At 65.2% G+C, this 19153-nt stretch carries 17 protein-coding genes; 12 read left to right on the forward strand and 5 right to left on the reverse strand.

The annotated features are described in order from the left end of the window. Positions 1-7 precede the first annotated feature (7 nt). On the forward strand, positions 8-679 hold the full coding sequence (locus GFD32_RS01485) for an energy-coupling factor ABC transporter permease (RefSeq protein WP_163574623.1): 672 nt from the start codon (positions 8-10) through the stop codon (positions 677-679). 69 nt (positions 680-748) lie between these two features. Here GFD32_RS01485 and dinB read toward each other — a convergent pair whose 3' ends face one another. After that, positions 749-1795, reverse strand: coding sequence for a DNA polymerase IV (gene dinB / locus GFD32_RS01490; protein WP_163574625.1), 1047 nt, complete (start codon positions 1793-1795; stop codon positions 749-751). A gap of 59 nt (positions 1796-1854) precedes the next feature. Next, the gene (gene lexA / locus GFD32_RS01495) at positions 1855-2499 is read right to left on the reverse strand and encodes a transcriptional repressor LexA (protein WP_163574627.1); all 645 of its coding nucleotides are present in this window, start codon (positions 2497-2499) and stop codon (positions 1855-1857) included. Between the two features lie 189 nt (positions 2500-2688). On the opposite strand from lexA, the gene GFD32_RS01500 reads away from it, so the two are divergent. The 4 genes from GFD32_RS01500 (at position 2689) to GFD32_RS01515 (ending at position 5590) form a co-directional block, all read left to right on the forward strand. Next, positions 2689-3357, forward strand: coding sequence for a TetR/AcrR family transcriptional regulator (locus GFD32_RS01500; protein WP_163574629.1), 669 nt, complete (start codon positions 2689-2691; stop codon positions 3355-3357). Continuing rightward, a complete protein-coding gene (locus GFD32_RS01505; RefSeq protein WP_163574631.1) occupies positions 3357-3875 on the forward strand; it encodes a L,D-transpeptidase in 519 nt (172 codons plus the stop codon). Before GFD32_RS01500 ends, GFD32_RS01505 begins: the two co-directional genes overlap by 1 nt. 68 nt (positions 3876-3943) lie before the next feature. Continuing rightward, positions 3944-4957 (forward strand): beta-N-acetylhexosaminidase, encoded by a 1014-nt coding sequence (gene nagZ / locus GFD32_RS01510; RefSeq protein ID WP_163574633.1) that lies wholly within the window; start codon positions 3944-3946, stop codon positions 4955-4957. A gap of 54 nt (positions 4958-5011) precedes the next feature. Then, positions 5012-5590: a hypoxanthine-guanine phosphoribosyltransferase gene (locus tag GFD32_RS01515; RefSeq protein WP_163574634.1), complete on the forward strand. Its 579-nt coding sequence runs from the start codon at positions 5012-5014 to the stop codon at positions 5588-5590. A 147-nt stretch (positions 5591-5737) separates the two neighbouring features. Here the strand turns inward: GFD32_RS01515 and GFD32_RS01520 are convergent, their stop codons facing one another. Together GFD32_RS01520 and GFD32_RS01525 are read right to left on the reverse strand one after the other, a co-directional pair. Beyond that, positions 5738-7438 (reverse strand): AMP-binding protein, encoded by a 1701-nt coding sequence (locus tag GFD32_RS01520; protein WP_163574636.1) that lies wholly within the window; start codon positions 7436-7438, stop codon positions 5738-5740. 80 nt (positions 7439-7518) lie between these two features. Then, a complete protein-coding gene (locus tag GFD32_RS01525) occupies positions 7519-7965 on the reverse strand; it encodes a MerR family transcriptional regulator (protein WP_163574638.1) in 447 nt (148 codons plus the stop codon). 225 nt (positions 7966-8190) lie between these two features. Here GFD32_RS01525 and GFD32_RS01530 point away from each other — a divergent pair, with 225 nt between their 5' ends. From GFD32_RS01530 to GFD32_RS01555, 6 genes are all read left to right on the forward strand, one after another. After that, positions 8191-9357, forward strand: coding sequence for an acyl-CoA dehydrogenase family protein (locus tag GFD32_RS01530; protein ID WP_163574640.1), 1167 nt, complete (start codon positions 8191-8193; stop codon positions 9355-9357). A gap of 19 nt (positions 9358-9376) precedes the next feature. Continuing rightward, a complete protein-coding gene (locus tag GFD32_RS01535; protein ID WP_163574642.1) occupies positions 9377-10531 on the forward strand; it encodes an enoyl-CoA hydratase/isomerase family protein in 1155 nt (384 codons plus the stop codon). Between the two features lie 54 nt (positions 10532-10585). Further along, positions 10586-11488 carry a 3-hydroxyisobutyrate dehydrogenase gene (gene mmsB, locus GFD32_RS01540; RefSeq protein ID WP_163574644.1) on the forward strand — a complete coding sequence of 301 codons (903 nt, stop codon included), beginning with the start codon at positions 10586-10588 and terminating at the stop codon, positions 11486-11488. Positions 11489-11555: 67 nt separating this feature from the next. Beyond that, positions 11556-12947: an MATE family efflux transporter gene (locus tag GFD32_RS01545; protein ID WP_163574646.1), complete on the forward strand. Its 1392-nt coding sequence runs from the start codon at positions 11556-11558 to the stop codon at positions 12945-12947. Positions 12948-13138: 191 nt separating this feature from the next. Then, the gene (locus GFD32_RS01550) at positions 13139-14320 is read left to right on the forward strand and encodes an acyl-CoA dehydrogenase (RefSeq protein ID WP_163574648.1); all 1182 of its coding nucleotides are present in this window, start codon (positions 13139-13141) and stop codon (positions 14318-14320) included. A 13-nt stretch (positions 14321-14333) separates the two neighbouring features. After that, complete coding sequence (locus GFD32_RS01555; RefSeq protein ID WP_163574650.1) at positions 14334-15539, forward strand: CaiB/BaiF CoA transferase family protein; 1206 nt, start codon at positions 14334-14336, stop codon at positions 15537-15539. A gap of 45 nt (positions 15540-15584) precedes the next feature. Here GFD32_RS01555 and ppsR read toward each other — a convergent pair whose 3' ends face one another. Further along, positions 15585-16418, reverse strand: coding sequence for a posphoenolpyruvate synthetase regulatory kinase/phosphorylase PpsR (ppsR, locus tag GFD32_RS01560; RefSeq protein ID WP_163574652.1), 834 nt, complete (start codon positions 16416-16418; stop codon positions 15585-15587). A 235-nt stretch (positions 16419-16653) separates the two neighbouring features. On the opposite strand from ppsR, the gene ppsA reads away from it, so the two are divergent. Next, positions 16654-19026, forward strand: coding sequence for a phosphoenolpyruvate synthase (gene ppsA / locus GFD32_RS01565; protein WP_163574654.1), 2373 nt, complete (start codon positions 16654-16656; stop codon positions 19024-19026). The last annotated feature ends 127 nt before the right edge of the window (positions 19027-19153 follow it).

Below are 19153 nucleotides of genomic sequence, written 5' to 3' on the forward strand. Positions count from 1 at the left end.
GAGGGCCGTGACATTCTCCGAAAGCCTGCTCGAACCCTGGTTGCTCATCGTGGCCGGCCTGGTGTCGGCCGGCATGGTAGGGTTGGCCCTGGCACAGCGCCCCTGGCAAGCCCTGTTGGATGACCTTGGTCTGCAGCACCGCTGGTTGGCGGCAACGGTCGCCGTGCTGTTGCTCTGGCAGCTGCGTGCCCAGGCCGTAGACTGGCTGACCTTGCACCTGATGTTCACGGCCCTGTTGACGCTGGTCTTCAAGGCGCCGCTGGCGTTGATCACCAATCTCATCGTCAACCTCGGCCTGGTGGCGCTCGGCAACGCGGCCTGGCCGTTGCTGGGCGTCAACGTCCTGATCACCGGTGTCGTGCCGGCACTGATCACGATCATGATATGGCGTCTGGTGGATCGCTTTCTGCCGGATAACCTGATGGTCTTTCTCTTCGTGTGCGGCTTCTTCGGGGCCGCCCTGGCAACCCTGGGTACCGGTCTCACCGGATTAGGGCTGGTAATGCTCGGTGCCACGGACCCCGAGGCGATCCATCTGGCGCGGGAGTACGCGCTATTCCTGCCGCTGCTGATGCCCTCGGAAGCGTTCATCACCGGCATGCTGCTGAGCATTCTGATGGTCTACCATCCGGGCTGGGTGGCGACGTTCAATGACCATCGCTATATCGACACCCAATGAGCGCCCGATTGACGACCGCCCCGTCCATCTTCGCTCGCGACGTCACTCGTTGCTTTGCTGCGATTCGATCTACAGGGGCAGGGTAAGCTGGCGGCGGGCATCGTCGGACACCAGGCGTACGCCGACGCCAAGCAGGCGCACGGGGCGCTGGCGGCGTGCCCAGGCCTGGTCGAGCAGGTTGAGGAAGCCGGGCAGGGTGGGGGCACCGCTGCGTTCCTCGAGAGTGGTGAGGCGGAAATCGTCGCAGCGCAGCTTGACGAAGCGGCCGGCCACCGGCGGGTGTCCGTGGCGAGCCAGGCGTGCTTCGAGACGTTCGCATAGCGGTGCCAGGGCTTCACGGCAGTGGGGCAGATCGGGCAGGTCACGGGCGAAAGTGCTCTCGACGCTCACCGACTTGCGCTCGCGTTCGACTCGCACCGGCCGGTCGTCGATGCCGCGGGCGAGTTCGAAGAGCCGGCGACCGAACTTGCCGAACTCCTTTATCAGGCGCTCCAGTGGCTGTCGCTCGAGATCGGCACAGGTCTCGATGGCCAGCGCCTCGAGTCGCGCGGCCGTGGCGGGGCCAACGCCATGCAGCTTGGTCACCGGCAGTTCGCGTACGAAGGCACTCACCCGTTCGGGGGGAATCACCGTGAGCCCGTCGGGCTTCTCCCAGTCACTGGCGATCTTGGCCAAAAACTTGCTCGGTGCCACGCCCACGGAGACGGTGATGCCGGTGCGCGACAGGCACTCCTGCTTGAGCCACTGGGCCATCCAGGTGGCGCTGCCGGCAAAACGCGTGACGTCGCTGACATCCAGAAAGGCTTCATCGAGCGACAGCGGCTCCACCAGGGGAGTGAGTTCGTGGAATACGGACTGGATTCGCCGGGAAACCTGCCGGTACTTGTCGAAGTCGCCGGGTAGTAGTGTCAGGTGGGGGCAGAGCCGCAGTGCCCGAGCGGTGGGCATGGCAGAGTGGATGCCGTATTCGCGCGCGGGATAGTTGCAGGTGGCGATCACCCCGCGCTGCTCGCTATGTCCGCCGATCGCCAGCGGCACCTCGCGCAGCCGCGGGTCGTCACGCATCTCCACCGCGGCGTAGAAGCAGTCGCAGTCGGCGTGAAGTATCTTCCTCAATGCGCTTGCCCCTGTTGCCAGAGCGCTTTCCGGGCGCAGTCCTGACAAGCTCCGAATGGCTAGCCCAGGGCCGTTCCACTGCCGCCGCGAATGACCCCCACACCGATGCCTTCGATCTCCACAGCCTGGTGGCGCAGGTCCACTTCGATGGGTGAAAAATCCGGGTTTTCGGCAGCCAGGGTCACCCGGTGCCCATGGCGGTGGAAGCGCTTGACGGTCACTTCGTCATCGAGTCGAGCGACGACGATCTGCCCGTCGCGCACTTGCTCGGTACGGTGTACGGCCAGCAGGTCGCCCTCCAGGATGCCGACCTCCTTCATGGAAAGGCCGCGCACCTTGAGCAGATAGTCGGCACGCGGTGTGAAAAAATCGGGGGGAAGTGGGCAATAGCGGTCGATGTGCTCGGCGGCGAGTACCGGACTCCCGGCGGCCACCTCGCCGATGATCGGCAATCCTTCGGTGGGCGTTTCATGGGCGGGCTCGGGCTCGGCCAAGGGCAGTCGGATGCCCCGTGAGGTGCCGCGCATCACGCGTATGACCCCCTTGCGCTCCAGGGCGCGAAGGTGCTCTTCGGCAGCATTGGGCGAGCGGAAACCCAGTGCGCGGGCAATTTCGGCCCGCGTGGGCGGATAGCCCAATTCGTTCATCGTCTTGACGATGAAATCGAAGACGTGTTGCTGACGTGGGGTGAGAGAGCGAGTCATGCGACCTCCGGCTGACGCTGCTTCATTGGTCAAGTATACAGCATGGAAGTTCATCCAGTAAGTCCGGAAACGCTCCCCGAAGGGAAAAGCGTTTCAAACGCGTCACTACGAGCTTGCGTTGGTCCAGCTCCTGTGTTTTCGTGGGATTTCCTGACGTTTCAAACAATCGTTTCCATCGAGGCACGGATCATGGCTCAGACCGACACCGTCACGCGCATTCTCGATACGGCCGAGGTGCTGTTCGCCGAAAGAGGCTTCGCCGAGACCTCGTTGCGTACCATTACCAGCAAAGCACGGGTCAACCTGGCAGCGGTGAACTACCATTTCGGCTCCAAGAAAGCACTGATCCAGGCAGTTTTCTCCCGCTACCTCGATCCTTTCACCGAGCGTTTCCATGGTGTGCTGGACGAGCTCGAGGCGCGCCATGCCGGCGGTGTCATTCCCCTCGAGGAGTTGCTCGAGTCCATGGCCCGCACCGTGCTCGAGGTTCCCGCCGAGCGTCATAGCCTCAAGGTGTTCATGAAGCTGCTGGGGTTGGCCTACAGCCAGGCCCAGGGGCATCTGCGCCGCTACATTCAGGAGGAGTACGGTGGCGTCTTCATGCGCTTTACCGACCTGGTACGCCGCGCCACGCCGGAACTGCCCGACTCAGAGCGGTTCTGGCGTCTGCATTTCGTGCTCGGCACGGTGATCTTCACGCTCTCGGGCCTCGATGCGCTGCGCGACATCGCCGAGAAGGACTATGGCGAACACGTCACGGTGCGCGACCTCATTCGGCGACTGCGTCCGGTAGTGGTGGCAGCGTTGAATGCGCCGCTGCCCGAGGCGCCGGTGGCCAGCCACGCCGAGGCGAGCTGATGCATACCCCGACGCTCGAGGCTCTGCCGCCGGCTGGTGGGGTTTGGCTGGAGATCGATATTCCGTCCCAGCGTCTGGTGGTGTGGCATGGCGACGTGGCGGGTGCCGTGTACGCGGTGTCCACCGGCGAGGCGGGTGTCGGCCAGCGCGAAGGCAGCGGCCAGACCCCGCTCGGCTGGCACTACGTGCGTGCCGCCATCGGCGACGGGGAGCCATCCGGCGCCGTCTTTCGCGGTCGCCATCCCACCGGTGAGGTGTACAGCGAGGCTCTGGCCGGTGCTCAGCCGGGGCGCGACTGGATCCTTACGCGGATTCTCTGGCTGTGCGGGTTGGAGCGAGGCGTCAACCGTGGGGGCGACGTCGACAGCCAGCGGCGCTACATCTATTTGCATGGTGCGCCACCCAGCGAGCCCATGGGCGAGCCCCGCTCGCACGGCTGCGTGCGCCTGCGCGACGAAGATCTGCTGGCACTGTTTGCCATCGCCGTGCCGGGAACTCCGGTGTGGCTTCACGACTGAGGCTTGTCGCTGACAGCGGCGTCTCGCTGGGCTAGAATCGTCCTCCTTCCGGCGAAGGTACCCCCACCATGACTCATTCCCTAGGCCCGGTGATTCTCGATCTGGAGGGCACGCGGCTGACGACGGATGAGCGTCAGCTGCTGATGCGTCCCGAAGTGGGCGGTGTGATCCTGTTCGGGCGCAACGTCGAGACGGCTCGGCAAGTGCGGGAGCTGTGCGATGCCATTCGCCGCCTGCGCCCTGAGTTGCTGCTGGCCATCGACCAGGAGGGCGGGCGCGTGCAGCGCCTGCGCCAGGGCGTCACCCGTTTGCCGGCTATGGGGCGTATCGGCCGCGAGTTCGCCGTGGCGCCGGAGGTTACCTTACGCCTGTGCCGTGATGCAGGATGGCTGCTCGGGATGGAGATGGCCGCCTGCGGCCTGGACGTCACCTTCGCGCCGGTGCTCGACGTGGACGTGGGGCTGTCCAGCGTGATCAGCGATCGCAGTTTCGGAACCGATCCCGATGCCGTGGCCGCCATGGGGCATGCCTTCGTCACCGGCCTTCATGAGGCGGGCATGGCTGCCGTCGGCAAGCACTTTCCCGGTCATGGCGGCGTGGCTGCCGATTCTCATCACGAAATACCCGTGGACGACCGTCCGTTCAGCGAACTCAAGCGCTGGGACCTGGTGCCGTTCGCCACCTTGGCCAGCCAACTCGACGCCATCATGCCGGCGCACGTGGTCTATTCGGACTTCGACGTCCGCCCCGCCGGTTTCTCTGCCGTCTGGCTGGGCATGCTGCGCGAGTCCCTGGGCTTCAAGGGCACGCTGTTTTCGGACGATCTGGGCATGGCCGGCGCCGGGGTGGCTGGCGGACCGCGCGAACGCGCCCGGGCGGCGCTAGAGGCGGGCTGCGATGCCGTGCTGGTGTGCAACGACCGCCAAGCGGCGCTCGAGGTGCTGGATGCCTGTGCAGGACGCCGTTTCAAGCCGGCTTCCCGCCTTCGCTATGGCCGTGCCCGCCCTGAACTCGACACCCTCGAAGCCCTCAGCCGCTGGCGCCGAGTGCATGCCCGTCTCGAGGCCATGGCGGGCCACTGAGCCTGCGATGGCACCATCGTATCGCCATTCGACAGATCAACACGAGTCCACTGCATGTTTCAGCTCGACACCGAACTTCCCGATTCCCTGGCTACCATGCGCGAGGTCATGGAGACCGCCGACTGCCTGATTACCCATGATGAGGTCGAGCGCGCCCTCGACCGCATGGCCGATGAGATCAGCCAGGATCTGGGCGACCGGCTTCCGGTCTTCTATTGCGTGATGAACGGGGGGCTGATCACCACCGGCCACTTGCTCACCCGGCTGGGTTTTCCGCTGGAGGTCGACTACCTGCATGCCACACGCTATCGCGGTGGCATCCGCGGTGGCGAGCTGTTCTGGCGCGTCTCTCCGGAAATTCCCATGGCCGGCCGACACGTGGTGATCGTCGACGACATCCTCGATGAGGGGGCGACACTGGCCGCCATTCTCGATTACTGTCGCGAGGCCGGCGCGGCGAGCATCTCCACTGCGGTGCTGGTCGACAAGCGGCACGATCGCAAGGCAGTGCCCGGGCTCGAAGCCGACTACTGCAGCCTGGAAGTCGCTGACCGCTACGTGTTCGGCTTCGGCATGGATTACAAGGGCTATTGGCGTAACGCGCCGGGGATCTTTGCGCCCAAAGGACTCTGACCGGCTTCGCCGGGCCAGGAGCTTGAAGCTGGAAGAGCGTCGCTTCGCTCCTGGAAGCGGGAAGAAAAGGCTCGTTGACACTTTGGGCGGCGAATATACGCTGCTTTCCAGCTTCCAGCTTCCAGCTTCCAGCTTCCAGCTTCCAGCTCAGGCCAGTCCCAGCTCGTGGGTGGCTTCTTCGCGCATCTTGAACTTCTGGATCTTGCCGGTGACGGTCATCGGGAATTCGTCGACGAACTTCACGTAGCGTGGGATCTTGTAGTGGGCGATCTGGCCCTTGCAGAATTCCTCGAGCTCGTCGGCGGTGAGTTGCTGGCCGTCGCTGAGCTTGACCCAGGCCATCACTTCCTCGCCGTACTTCTCGTCGGGCACGCCGATCACCTGGACGTCGGAGATGGCGGGGTGGGTATAGAGGAAGTCTTCGATCTCGCGCGGGTAGATGTTCTCGCCGCCGCGAATGATCATGTCCTTGATGCGTCCGACGATCGCCACGTATCCCTCGTCATCCATGGTGGCCAGATCGCCGGTGTGCATCCAGCGGGCTTCGTCGATGGCCTTGTTGGTGGCCTCTTGGTTGTTCCAGTAGCCCAGCATCACGCTGTAGCCCCGCGTGCACAGTTCTCCGGTCTCGCCACGCGGCACCACGGCGCCGGTCTCGGGGCTGACCAGTTTCACCTCCAGGTGCGGATGGATGGTGCCCACGGTGGTGACGCGCTTCTCCAGCGGGGCATCGGTCTGGGTCTGGAAGCTCACCGGGCTGGTCTCGGTCATGCCGTAGCAGATGGTGACGTCTTCCATGTGCATCTTGTCGATCACCTGGCGCATCACCTCGATGGGGCAGATCGACCCGGCCATGATGCCGGTGCGCAGATGGGAGAGATCGAAGCGGGAGAAGTCCGGATGCTCCAGCTCGGCGATGAACATGGTGGGCACGCCATACAGAGCGGTGGCCTTCTCTTCCGACACGGCGCGCAGCGTGGCCTCGGGCTCGAAACCGTCACCGGGGTAGATCATGGTGGCACCGTGGGTCACGCAGCCCAGGTTGCCCATCACCATGCCGAAGCAGTGGTAGAGCGGAACCGGGATCACCAGGCGGTCCTTCTCCGTGAAGCCCATGGTGCGCGCCACGAAGAAGCCGTTGTTGAGGATGTTGTGATGCGACAGGGTGGCGCCCTTGGGCGCCCCGGTGGTGCCGGAGGTGTACTGGATGTTGATCGGTTCGTCGAACTGCAGCGTGGCTTGCACCTCGGCCAGGTGCTCGGCGGAGACTTCGTCGGCATGTGCCAGCATGCTCTCCCAACTGAACATGCCGGTGAGCGCGCGGTCGCCGTCCAGGCAGATCACGCGCTCGAGTTCGGGTAGCTTGGCACTGGAGAAAGTGCTCGGGGCACCATCGCGCAGCTCTGGAGCCAGCTCGGCAAGCGTCGCCACGTAGTCGGAGCTCTTGAACGCGCCCTGCAGGATCAGCGTCGAGGTGCCGGACTGTCGCAGTGCGTACTCCAGCTCATGGGTGCGATAGCTGGGGTTGATGTTGACCAGGATGGCGCCGATCTTGGCGGTGGCGAACTGGGTGATGGTCCACTCGGCGCAGTTGGGCGACCAGATGCCCACGCGGTCTCCCTTCTTCACGCCCAGCGCGATCAGGGAGCGAGCGGCGGTATCCACGGCATCGCGAAGTTCACGCCAGGTGTAGCGCAGGCCCTGATGGAGGCTCAGCAGGGCGTCGCCGTCGGGAAAGCGGGCCACCGTCTCATCGAAGCAGTCACCGATGGTCTGCCCTTTGAGGGGGGTGTCGCTGATACCGCTGACGTAGCTGTTGTGGTCCTTGTGAGCGTCTTGGCGTGTCATTGCTGTTACCCGTCTCGTTGTGGCGAATGTTATGACGTAATGAGGGTGACGCCATGGGCCGATCCGGCGATGATGCGGCGTCAGGCGTCCTGGCGAGCCAGTCGGTCGAGCACATCGCGGGCCCGGCTCTCCACGTCGTCGAGTTCACGCTGCATCAGGCGAATGTCCTCCAGCTGGCGCTCCATGTTGGCGCGCTTCTCGCCCAGGATTTCCAGCAGCCGCTTGAGCTGCCGGGCGTTGCCGTCCGGCATGGCGTCGTACATCTCGATGACCTCGCGAATCTCGGCTAGCGAGAAGCCCAGGCGCTTGCCGCGCAGGGTGAGCTTGAGCCGAACCCGATCCTTCTCGTGATAGATCCGGGTCTGGCCACGACGCTCGGGGGCCAGCAGCCCCTCCTGTTCATAGAATCGGATGGTGCGTGGGGTCACCTCGAACATCCGCGCCAGTTCGCCGATGGAATAGGTGCGGCGCTGACGGGGGAGGCTGGCATTGACCGAAGTCGTGACGTCGGGGCTGGAGGTGCTCATCGCTGCTGTCCTGTAGCCGGGTGGTGCGCCGTATGGCTGTCCACCATCGTATTCGCAACACTAGACGACGTTGACGTTAACGTAAAGTAGTTGTCGACTAAGGGTGGTATGCGCTAAAACCTAGCAAGTGCTAGGTTGGCCTGCATTGAGCCAACGCTGCGGTGGTGACCCCTGTCGCCGACCATGACGTTTCCGTCTCCACGTCGTAACCAAGAGGATGCCCCGATGGATTTTTCCCTGACCGATGACCAGAAGGCGCTCGTCCAGGCCGCTGCCGATTTTTCCCGCGCCGAGTTGGCGGAGCACGCCGCCGAGTGGGATGCGACGTCGCACTTTCCGGTCGATGTCATCCGCCGTGCCGGCGAGACGGGCTTGCTGGGCATTTACATTCCCGAGGACCGCGGTGGTCTGGGGCTGTCGCGCCTGGACGCCTCACTGATCTTCGAGCAGCTTTCTCAAGGGTGCATCGCCACGACCGCCTATCTTACCATCCACAACATGGTGGCATGGATGGTGGCGAGCTGGGGCAGCGAGGCGCTTCGCGAGACCTGGGTGGAGCGTCTGGTGAGCGGTGAGTGCCTGGGCTGTTACTGCCTCACCGAGCCCGGCTCTGGCTCGGATGCCGCCAGCCTGCGTACCAAGGCGGAGCGCGACGGCGACGACTACGTCATCAGCGGCTCCAAGATGTTCATTTCCGGTGCCGGGGCCAACGACGCGCTGGTGGTGATGGCACGCACCGGCGAACCCGACAGCGGTGCTGCCGGCGTGTCGGCGATTCTCGTTCCCGCCGATGCCGCCGGCATCGAATACGGCAAGAACGAAGACAAGATGGGCTGGAAGAGCCAACCCACGCGCTTGATCAGCTTCGACGGCGTGCGCGTGCCGGTAGGCAATCGCCTCGGTGCGGAGGGCGAGGGTTTCAAGCTCGCCATGAAAGGGCTCGACGGCGGCCGTCTGAACATCGCCAGTTGTTCGCTGGGTGCCGCCCAGCATGCCCTGACGCTGGCGCGCGACTACATGATCGAGCGCAAGCAGTTCGGTCGCGAACTGGCCGGTTTCCAGGCCCTGCAGTTCAAGCTGGCCGACATGGCCACCGAGCTGACCGCGGCACGCCTGATGGTGCGCCACGCCGCCTGGCGGCTCGACCAGGGAGACCCAGATGCGACGGCCCATTGCGCCATGGCCAAGCGATTTGCCACCGACATGGGCTTCGACGTGTGCAACGAGGCGTTGCAGATCCATGGCGGTTACGGTTACCTCAGGGAGTTTCCGCTGGAGCGCATGGTGCGCGACACTCGGGTGCATCAGATCCTCGAGGGCACCAACGAGATCATGCGTGTGATCGTGGCCCGCCGCCTGCTGGCGGATGGCGTGATCGAAGCGCTGCAATGACAATCAGGAGAGAACGAGCATGACGGATCTTGCGGTCATCTTCGATGAACTGCCCACTCGCGACGGCGGCCGAATCGGCGTGGCCACGCTCAACGCGCCCAAGTCGCTCAATGCCCTGTCGCTGGAGATGGCACGGCAGCTCGATGCCAAGCTGGATGCCTGGGCGGTGGATCGCAGTGTCGTGGCGGTGTGGCTGGAAGGAGCGGGCGACAAGGCCTTCTGCGCCGGCGGCGACATCGTGGCGCTCTACCGCTCCATGACCGAGGAGGGCGAGAACCGCGGCGCCGGTCGCGACAGCGTCTTTGCCGAGACGTATTTCACCACGGAGTACCGGCTCGATTACCGCATTCACTCCTACCCCAAGCCGCTGCTGGTGTGGGGTGACGGCATCGTGATGGGCGGCGGTCTCGGGTTGATGTCCGGCGCGTCCCAGCGCCTGGTCACCGAGACCACACGCATTGCCATGCCGGAAATCTCCATTGGCCTGTATCCCGACATCGGTGCCAGTTGGTTCCTCAATCGCATGCCGCCGGGAGTGGGGGCCTATCTCGGCCTCACCGGGGCGCAGCTCAATGCACGCGACGCCCTGGACCTGGGCATGGCGGACCGCTTCGTGCCCCGCGAGCGACGCGAGGCGCTGCTCGCGGCGCTGGTCGCAGCTGATTACGGTTCGCGGTCTCCCGGGGCGCTACGTGCCGCGGTTCAGGAAGCCCTCGACGAGCACGAGTCTCGCGATGCGGCGCCGGACGGACGGGTGTGGCCGCATCTCGATCACATCCAGCGGCTGGTCGGGCAGGTCGGTGCTTCCAGCGCCGTACGGCGGATTCTCGACGACGACAGCGATGCCGAGTGGCTTGCCGCCAACCGGGAGCGTCTTGCCGTGGGCAGTCCGCTTTCGGCGCATCTCGTGTGGCGCATGCTCGAGCGCCATCGACATACCAGCCTGGCCGAGGCTTTCCGCGACGAGCTCTCGCTCTCCGTGCAGTGCTGCCGTCAGGGCGACATCGCCGAGGGGGTGAGGGCGCTGCTGATCGACAAGGACAAGAGCCCCCGGTGGCGACATGCGGATGCCGCCAGCGTACCGGAGGAGGACGTCCAGGCGATGATGACGCCATTATGGTCGGACGAGGAGAACCCGCTGCGCGACCTGGGCAGCGGTCATCGCGTCGGCTGATGGCGGCGACGCGACGCCACACGAATTTGCCACGACAAGACAGGAGCTACATCAATGAAAATCGCCTTCATCGGACTGGGCAACATGGGGGCCCCCATGGCCACCAACCTGGTCAAGGCCGGGCATGACGTCCATGTCTTCGACCTGGTCGAGGGAGCCGTCAAGGCACTGGAAGCCGAGGGTGCGACGCGCGGCGAAAGCGCCCAGGCCGTGGCGCGTGGAGCCGAGGTGGTCATTTCCATGCTGCCGGCGGGCGCCCATGTGCGCGGTCTCTACCTGGGCCGCGACGGCCAGTCGGGCCTGTTCGATGCGCTCGATGGCAAGCCGCTGATCGTCGACGCCTCGACCATCTCGCCGGAGGATGCCCGCTTCGTTGGCGCAGCGGCGGCCGAACGCGGCCTCACCTATCTCGATGCGCCGGTTTCCGGTGGCGTGGGGGGCGCCAAGGCGGGCACCCTGACATTCATCGTCGGTGGCCCCGAGGCAGGCTTCGAAAAGGCCAGGCCGGTACTCGAGGGCATGGGCAAGAACATCTTCCATGCCGGTGAGGTGGGTGCCGGCCAGGTCGCCAAGATCTGCAACAACATGCTGCTGGGCATCCTCATGAGCGGTACCGCCGAGGCCCTGGCTCTGGGCGTGAAGAACGGCATGGATCCGGCGGTGCTCTCCGAGATCATGAAGCAGAGCAGCGGCGGCAACTGGGCGCTCAACGTCTACAATCCCTGGCCTGGCGTCATGGAAGGCTCGGCGGCCTCACGCGACTATCAGGGCGGCTTCCTCACCGATCTCATGGCCAAGGATCTGGGGCTGGCTTGGGAGCTTGCGCTGGGCAGCAAGAGCTCGGTGCCGATGGGCTCCCAGGCGCGCAACCTGTTCGCCCTGCACAGCGCCCAGGGCCATGGCCAACTGGATTTCTCCAGCATCCAGGAGCTGTATCGAGCTGGGGAAGAGGGCTGACCCTGTCTTTGGCAGCTCATCGCGAAACGGGCACAATCGGGTGCCCGTTTTGTCGTCGAGAGTCCGAATGAGCGCCCGCACGCCTGCTTCCCCTGCCGCTTCCCGCCGTCCTGCCCGCCGCGAGCTGCTCGACGGCCCCATCGCCGCCACCCTGCTGCGCAAGAGCCTGCCGGTCGTCGGCGGCATGATCGCCATGATGAGCTTCAACCTCGTGGATGCCTGGTTCATCGCCCGGCTGGGTACCCAGCCGCTGGCGGCGGTGTCTTTCACCTTTCCGGTGGTGTTCTCGGTGATCAGCCTGGCGATCGGTCTGGGCATCGGCACCTCGGCGGTGGTGGCCCGTCGCCTGGGGCAGGATGACGTGGCGACGGTGCGCCGTCGGGCCACCGATGCCGCCTTGCTCGCACTGGTCGTGGGCGTGGCGCTGAGCCTGGTCGGGCTGGCAACGCTAGAGCCGCTGTTCCGCCTGTTGGGCGCCGATGCGGCATTGCTGCCCCACATCCGTGACTACATGGGCATCTGGTACCTGGGGGCGGCGGTGGTGATCGTGCCACGGGTGCTCAACAGCGTGCTGCGCGCCCAGGGCAACACCCTGGTTCCAGGGCTGATGATGGCGTTGGCCGCCGTGCTCAACGGGCTGCTCGACTGGCTGTTGATCTTCGGTGTGGGTCCCTTGCCCGCACTGGGCGTCTCCGGTGCGGCACTGGCTAGCGTATCGAGCTGGGGGCTGATGAGTGTCGCCCTATGCTTCCAGCGCTCACTGCGTGAGCTCAGCGATCTCGCCGGCCTGACCCTGCAGGGGCTGGTCGAATCCTGGCGGGAGCTGTCGCGAATCGCCGTGCCGGCTGCCATCACCAGTGTCTTCACGCCGCTCGCCATGGCGTTGATCACTCGCATCATGGCCGATCACGGTCACGCAGCCGTGGCGGCTTTCGGGGTCGGCACGCGTCTCGACGCCATCGCCCAGATCGCCGTGCTGGCACTCTCCATGACGTTACCGCCGCTGGTTAGTCAGAACAGCGGCGCCGGGCAGATCGCTCGAGTGCGGCGTGCCGTGCTCGGCTGTTTCGCTTTCGTACTGGCTTGGCAGCTGGCCGTGTGGCTGCTGCTGCAGCTGCTCGCCCCCTGGCTGGTGGCGAGCTACGCCGATGGGATCGCGATGGGCGAGGTGCTGCGTACCTTCTTGCTGTGGGTGCCTTTGGGACTGGGGGCCCAGGGCGTGGTGATTCTGTCGGTTTCCGCCCTCAATGCCTTGCACGAGCCGGCGCGCGCCATGCGGCTGTCGGTGATCCGGCTGTTCGTGCTCAGCGTGCCATTGGCGTGGCTGGGCGGTTGGCTTGCCGGACCCACTGGCGTTTTCCTCGGCATGCTGGTCGCCAATGGGCTGGTCGCGCTGGTGGCCTGGTGGCAGATCCGAGCGCGGCTGGCGGCGGCCGACCGGGCGGCAGTGTCGCCTTGAAACGTGATGCTGAGTAGCAGTTGGGTACGTCGTCGACAGGTCTGACCTCCTATTCGACCTGTCTTCGGCATCCGTGCATGCCCGGCTCCGATAGCTCGCATCGTCGCCGGATCGGGTTGGCAGCGAGGCGGTTTTGCTCTACATTTACAAAAAATGTAGAAATTATTGTCTCTGCCACCGAGGAGCCCGCCATGAGTTCGATCACCCCAGTCACCTGGGACGACCCCTTCCGCCTCGTCGACCAGCTCAGTGAAGAAGAGCGCATGGTCCACCAGACCGCTCAGGACTACTGCCAGGAGAAGCTCCTGCCCCGCGTGCTGGAGGCCAACCGCCACGAGATATTCCATCGCGAGATCATGAACGAGATGGGCGAGCTCGGTTTGCTCGGTGCCACCATCGACGGCTACGGCTGCGCCGGCCTCAACTACGTCAGCTATGGCCTGATCGCCCGTGAGGTAGAGCGCGTCGATTCCGGCTATCGCAGCGCCATGAGTGTGCAGTCGAGCCTGGTGATGTATCCCATCCACGCCTTCGGCAGCGAGGCGCAGCGCGAGAAGTACCTGCCCAAGCTGGCCAGCGGCGAGTGGGTGGGGGCGTTCGGTCTTACCGAGCCCGACCACGGTTCGGACCCGGGCGGCATGTCCACTCGCGCCATGCGCACCGACAGCGGCTGGCGTCTCAATGGCACCAAGACCTGGATCACCAATTCGCCCATCGCCGATGTCTTCGTGGTGTGGGCGCGGGATGACGAGGGCGTGATTCGCGGTTTCATTCTCGAGAAAGGCATGAAGGGCCTCTCAGCGCCCAAGATCGAGGGCAAGTTCAGTCTGCGGGCTTCCGTTACCGGCCAGATCGCCATGCAGGACGTGGAGGTCTCCGACGAGGCGCGTTTGCCGGGCGTGACCGGGCTCAAGGGGCCGTTCTCGTGTCTCAACCGCGCCCGTTACGGCATCGCCTGGGGCAGCATGGGTGCCGCCGAGGCGTGTTGGCACGCTGCCCGCGAATACACCTTGGAACGCAAGCAGTTCGGCCGGCCGCTGGCCGCCAATCAGCTCATCCAGAAGAAGCTCGCCGACATGCAGACGGAGATCGCCCTGGGTTTGCAGGCGGCGCTGCGGGTGGGACGCATGATCGACGATGGTCAACTGGTGCCCGAGGCGATTTCGCTGATCAAGCGCAACAACTGCGGCAAGTCGCTGGACATCGCCCGGGTGGCGCGCGACATGCACGGCGGCAACGGCATCGCCGACGAGTACCACGTGATCCGTCACGTGATGAACCTGGAGGCGGTGAACACCTACGAGGGTACCCACGACGTCCACGCCCTGATCCTGGGACGGGCTCAGACCGGCATCCAGGCCTTTACCGGGTAATGGAGAGCTCAAGATGAGCGGACCGCTGTCAGGCATCACGGTGCTCGATATGTCGCGGGTGCTGGCGGGCCCTTGGGCCGGCCAGTTGCTCGCCGACCTGGGCGCCCGGGTGATCAAGGTCGAACATCCCCAGCGCGGCGACGACACGCGTGGCTGGGGGCCGCCATGGCTGGCCGAAGACGACGACCTCGACAGGGTCGCCGCCTATTACTTGTGCGCCAACCGTGGCAAGCGGTCGCTGGCCGTGGATATCGCCACCCACGAAGGGCAGGCGCTGGTGCGCCGGCTGGCCGCAGGGGCCGATGTGATGCTCGAGAACTTCAAGGTCGGCGGCTTGGCCAAGTACGGCCTCGACTACGCCAGCCTGAGAGCGGAGAACCCGCGGCTGATCGGCTGTTCGATCACCGGTTTCGGCCAGCAGGGCCCCTACGCTCACCGTGCCGGTTACGACTTCATGATCCAGGCCATGGGTGGGCTGATGAGCATCAGCGGCGAGCCGGACGGCATGCCGATGAAGACCGGCGTGGCGATCACCGACGTGATGACCGGGCTCTATGCCACCGTCGGCGTGCTATCGGCACTGCATGAGCGCAGCCGCACCGGTCAAGGCCGCTATATCGACGTGGCCCTGCTCGACGTCCAGGTGGCAGCGCTCGCCAACCAGGCACTCAATGCCCTGGTCAGCGGTGCGTCGCCCGAGCGTCACGGCAATGCGCATCCCAATATCGTGCCCTATCAGGCCTTCGCCTGTGCCGACGGTCACCTGGTGCTGACGGTGGGCAATGACAGCCAGTTCGCGCGCCTGTCCGAACTGCTCGGCCACCCGGAATGGGCGACGGACCCGGCCTATGCCACCAATGCCGCCCGGGTGGGTAACCGCGAGAGGCTGGTGTCGCAACTGCAGGCGATCCTGTCGACTCGCGGCCGCGATGCCTGGCTGGCGGATCTCGAGGCATGCGGCATTCCCGCCGGGCCGATCAATACCGTGACCGAAGTCTTCGACGATCCCCAGGTGAAGCACCGCGGTATGCAGCGTACGCTCTCGCGCGGCGATCTGGAGGTACCCCAGGTGGCCAACCCGCTGCGCTTCGACGGCGAGTCCGCCACCAGCGAGGTGGCTCCGCCGCGGCTCGGGCAGGACAGCGATGCGATACTGGCCGAGATGGGGCTGAGCGTCGAGGACATCGCCCGACTTCGCCGTGAGGGCGTGGTACGGTAATGGCGCCGGCGCCCGAGGGCTGGCGGGCGTGTCGGGGCTCGGTGCTCATCTCGGCGAGAAGCGACGGTGCAGGCCCGTCTCGGCGATCATGCGGGTGGAGATCTCCTCCACCGAGAAGCGCGTGGTGTCGATGAACGGAATGTGCATCTGGCGGTACATCGCCTCAGCCTGCTGAACCTCCTGCATGCATTGGTCCATCGAGCTGTAGCGACTGTTGGGGCGTCGCTCGTGACGAATGGCGGCCAGTCGGCGCGGGTCGATGGTCAGGCCGAACAGCTTGTGGCGCTGGCTGGCCAGTACCCGCGGCAGTTTCAGTGTGCCGTCCTCGTCCTGGTCGTCCTCGGTGAGCGGGTAGTTGGCGGCGCGGATACCGAACTGCAATGCCAGGTAGAGCGAGGTGGGCGTCTTGCCGCAGCGTGAGACGCCGATGAGGATGACGTCGGCCTTGTCGTACTGATGGGTGCGAGCGCCGTCGTCGTTGTCCAGGGCGAAATGCACCGAGTGGATGCGGTCCATGTAGACGTCATCGCGGCCGATGGAGTGGGTGCGTCCCACGCTGTAGCTGGAATGCGTGCCCAGTTCCTCCTCCAGCGGCTTGAGGAAGGTGGAAAAGATGTCGACCTTGAAACCGATCGCTTCGCGAATCACCTTGCGCACGGATTCATCGACGATGGTGTCGATGATGATCGGCTGCTCGCCATCGCGCACCGCCGTGGCCTCGATGACCGCCACCAGCGAGTGCGCCTTGTCGAGCGTGTCGATGTAGGGTTTGGTGAGCATGCGGATCTCGACGTCCTCGAACTGGGCGAGCAGGCTGCGACCCAGGCTCTCGGCGGTGATACCGGTGCCGTCGGAAATGAAGAAGGCGGTACGGGGCATGGCGAGGTAGGCTTTCGTAACGGGGCGACTCGCCCATTGTCCGGCCTGGCGCTTGCGTCGGCAAGCCGGCTTCGCACCGCCACTACACGAACCCGGCCAGACCGCCAGCTGTTGTAAAAATCCTCCACTGCCTTCGATGTTAGACCAATGGCGAATATGGCGCCGAGCGGGTAAGGTGGCGACCATCGCATTGGAGCCTGCCGCCAGGGCGGGCGTCGCAGATCAAGGGGGTCTCGTGGAAGCTAACATCCTGTGGTTCGATCAGCTCGGCATGGACGATGTGGAGCGCGTGGGGGGCAAGAACGCCTCGCTCGGCGAGATGATCTCCAATCTCTCGGGAGCGGGCGTGACCGTTCCCGGTGGGTTTGCCACCACGGCTCACGCCTACCGCGAGTTCCTCTCCCACGAAGGGCTCAACGAGCGCATCAACCAGGCGCTGGCGCGGCTGGACGTGGATGACGTCGGCGAACTCGCCCGTGTGGGCGCCGAGATCCGCCAGTGGGTGATCGACACGCCGCTGCCCCCGCGTTTCGAAGCGGAGCTGCGCGAAGCCTACGAGGCACTGGCCGCCAGACATCCCAACCTCAAGGTGGCGGTCAGAAGCTCCGCCACCGCCGAGGATCTGCCGGATGCCTCCTTCGCCGGCCAGCAGGAAACCTTTCTCAACATCCAGGGCTTCGACAACGTCAAGCGCGCCGTTCACGAAGTGTTCGCCTCGCTGTTCAACGACCGCGCCATCTCCTATCGCGTGCATCGCGGCTATGCTCACGAGAACGTAGCGCTCTCCGCCGGCATCCAGAAGATGGTGCGCTCGGAGACCGGCGCCTCCGGGGTGATGTTCACGCTGGATACCGAATCCGGTTTCCGTGATGCAGTGTTCGTCACCGCCTCCTGGGGGCTCGGCGAGACGGTGGTGCAGGGCGCAGTGAACCCCGACGAGTTCTACGTCCACAAGCCCACGCTGGCCGCAGGCCGTCCCGCCGTGCTGCGCCGCAACCTGGGTTCCAAGCTGATCAAGATGGTCTATGCCGACGACGCCAGCGCTGGCAAGTCGGTCGACACCGTGGACGTGCCGCTGAAGGATCGCGGCCGTTTCTGCATCAGCGACGACCAGGTCATGGCCCTGGCCCACCAGGCGGTGACCATCGAACAGCACTATGGCCGCCCCATGGACATCGAGTGGGCGCTGGACGGCGACGACGGCGCCCTCTACATCGTCCAGGCGCGTCCCGAGACGGTGGTTTCCCAGCAGGAGGGCGGCAAGCTCGAACGTTTCCACCTCAAGGAGAAGGGCCGCACCCTGGTGACCGGTCGCGCCATCGGTCAGCGCATCGGTCGCGGCGCCGTCAAGGTGGTTTTTACCCCCAACGACATGGACAAGGTGAACGCCGGCGACGTTCTGGTCACCGACATGACCGACCCGGACTGGGAGCCGATCATGAAGCGTGCCTCGGCGATCGTCACCAACCGCGGCGGGCGCACCTGCCACGCCGCGATCATCGCCCGCGAGCTGGGCATTCCCGCCGTGGTGGGCTGTGGCGATGCCACCGAGTCCCTGGCCGACGGCCGTGACGTCACCGTTTCCTGCGCCGAAGGCGATACCGGTCACGTCTACGATGGCTTGCTGGAGTTCGACCGCCGCGTCTCCAGCGTCGATGCCATGCCCGAGATCCCCTTCAAGATCATGATGAACGTGGGCAATCCGGACCGAGCCTTCGGTTTCGCCGGCCTGCCCAATGCCGGCGTGGGCCTGGCGCGTCTCGAGTTCATCATCAATCGCATGATCGGCGTGCATCCCAAGGCGCTGCTCGAATACGATACCCTGCCGCTAGACCTGCAGCAGACCATCGATCTGCGTACCGCCGGTTACAGCGACCCGGTAAGCTTCTACGTCGACAAGCTGGTGGAGGGCATCTCGACGCTGGCCGCCGCCTTTTATCCGCAGCGGGTCATCGTGCGCCTCTCGGACTTCAAGTCCAACGAGTACGAGAACCTGATCGGCGGCAAGCTCTACGAGCCGGGCGAAGAGAACCCCATGCTCGGTTTCCGCGGCGCCTCGCGCTATGTCTCCGATGCCTTCCGTCCCTGCTTCGAGCTGGAGTGCCGGGCACTCAAGCGAGTGCGCGACGAGATGGGGCTCGACAACGTCGAGATCATGGTGCCCTTCGTGCGCACCACCGACGAGGCGCGGGAGGTGGTCGATCTGCTGGCCGCCAACGGGCTGGCCCGTGGCGAGGGCGGTCTCAAGGTGATCATGATGTGCGAACTGCCGGCCAACGCACTGCTCGCGGACGACTTCCTCGAGCACTTCGACGGTTTCTCCATCGGCTCCAACGACCTGACCCAACTGACCCTGGGCCTGGACCGCGACTCCGGCATCGTCGCCCACCTCTTCGACGAGCGCAATCCGGCGGTCAAGAAGCTGCTCTCCATGGCGATTCAGGCGTGTCGTGCCAAGGGCAAGTACGTGGGCATCTGCGGCCAGGGGCCTTCGGATCATCCGGAGCTCGCCAAGTGGCTGATGGATCAGGGCATCGATTCGGTGTCGCTCAATCCGGATGCGGTGCTGGAGACCTGGTTCATGCTGGCGGGCGAAACCCTGGCCTGAGCCGCCAAGTCTCTCCGCCCGACGCCCTGCGCCCGGCCGACGCGAGTCTGCCGGGCGCAGTGCGTCGGGGAATCGCCTATGCTGTGTGTCTCCCCCTGCCAAACGACAACAACGAGGAGAGTCGCGC

This window comes from Halomonas faecis, from assembly GCF_010993975.1.
Lineage (GTDB): Bacteria > Pseudomonadota > Gammaproteobacteria > Pseudomonadales > Halomonadaceae > Halomonas > Halomonas faecis.

Excerpts from the sequence above, each read along its gene's own strand:
- lexA (WP_163574627.1), bottom strand. The coding sequence starts at position 2,499 with ATGACTCGCTCTCTCACCCCACGTCAGCAACACGTCTTCGATTTCATC.
- GFD32_RS01500 (WP_163574629.1), top strand. The coding sequence starts at position 2,689 with ATGGCTCAGACCGACACCGTCACGCGCATTCTCGATACGGCCGAGGTG.
- GFD32_RS01505 (WP_163574631.1), top strand. The coding sequence starts at position 3,357 with ATGCATACCCCGACGCTCGAGGCTCTGCCGCCGGCTGGTGGGGTTTGG.
- nagZ (WP_163574633.1), top strand. The coding sequence starts at position 3,944 with ATGACTCATTCCCTAGGCCCGGTGATTCTCGATCTGGAGGGCACGCGG.
- GFD32_RS01515 (WP_163574634.1), top strand. The coding sequence starts at position 5,012 with ATGTTTCAGCTCGACACCGAACTTCCCGATTCCCTGGCTACCATGCGC.
- GFD32_RS01520 (WP_163574636.1), bottom strand. The coding sequence starts at position 7,438 with ATGACACGCCAAGACGCTCACAAGGACCACAACAGCTACGTCAGCGGT.
- GFD32_RS01525 (WP_163574638.1), bottom strand. The coding sequence starts at position 7,965 with ATGAGCACCTCCAGCCCCGACGTCACGACTTCGGTCAATGCCAGCCTC.
- GFD32_RS01530 (WP_163574640.1), top strand. The coding sequence starts at position 8,191 with ATGGATTTTTCCCTGACCGATGACCAGAAGGCGCTCGTCCAGGCCGCT.
- GFD32_RS01535 (WP_163574642.1), top strand. The coding sequence starts at position 9,377 with ATGACGGATCTTGCGGTCATCTTCGATGAACTGCCCACTCGCGACGGC.
- mmsB (WP_163574644.1), top strand. The coding sequence starts at position 10,586 with ATGAAAATCGCCTTCATCGGACTGGGCAACATGGGGGCCCCCATGGCC.
- GFD32_RS01545 (WP_163574646.1), top strand. The coding sequence starts at position 11,556 with ATGAGCGCCCGCACGCCTGCTTCCCCTGCCGCTTCCCGCCGTCCTGCC.
- GFD32_RS01550 (WP_163574648.1), top strand. The coding sequence starts at position 13,139 with ATGAGTTCGATCACCCCAGTCACCTGGGACGACCCCTTCCGCCTCGTC.
- GFD32_RS01555 (WP_163574650.1), top strand. The coding sequence starts at position 14,334 with ATGAGCGGACCGCTGTCAGGCATCACGGTGCTCGATATGTCGCGGGTG.
- ppsR (WP_163574652.1), bottom strand. The coding sequence starts at position 16,418 with ATGCCCCGTACCGCCTTCTTCATTTCCGACGGCACCGGTATCACCGCC.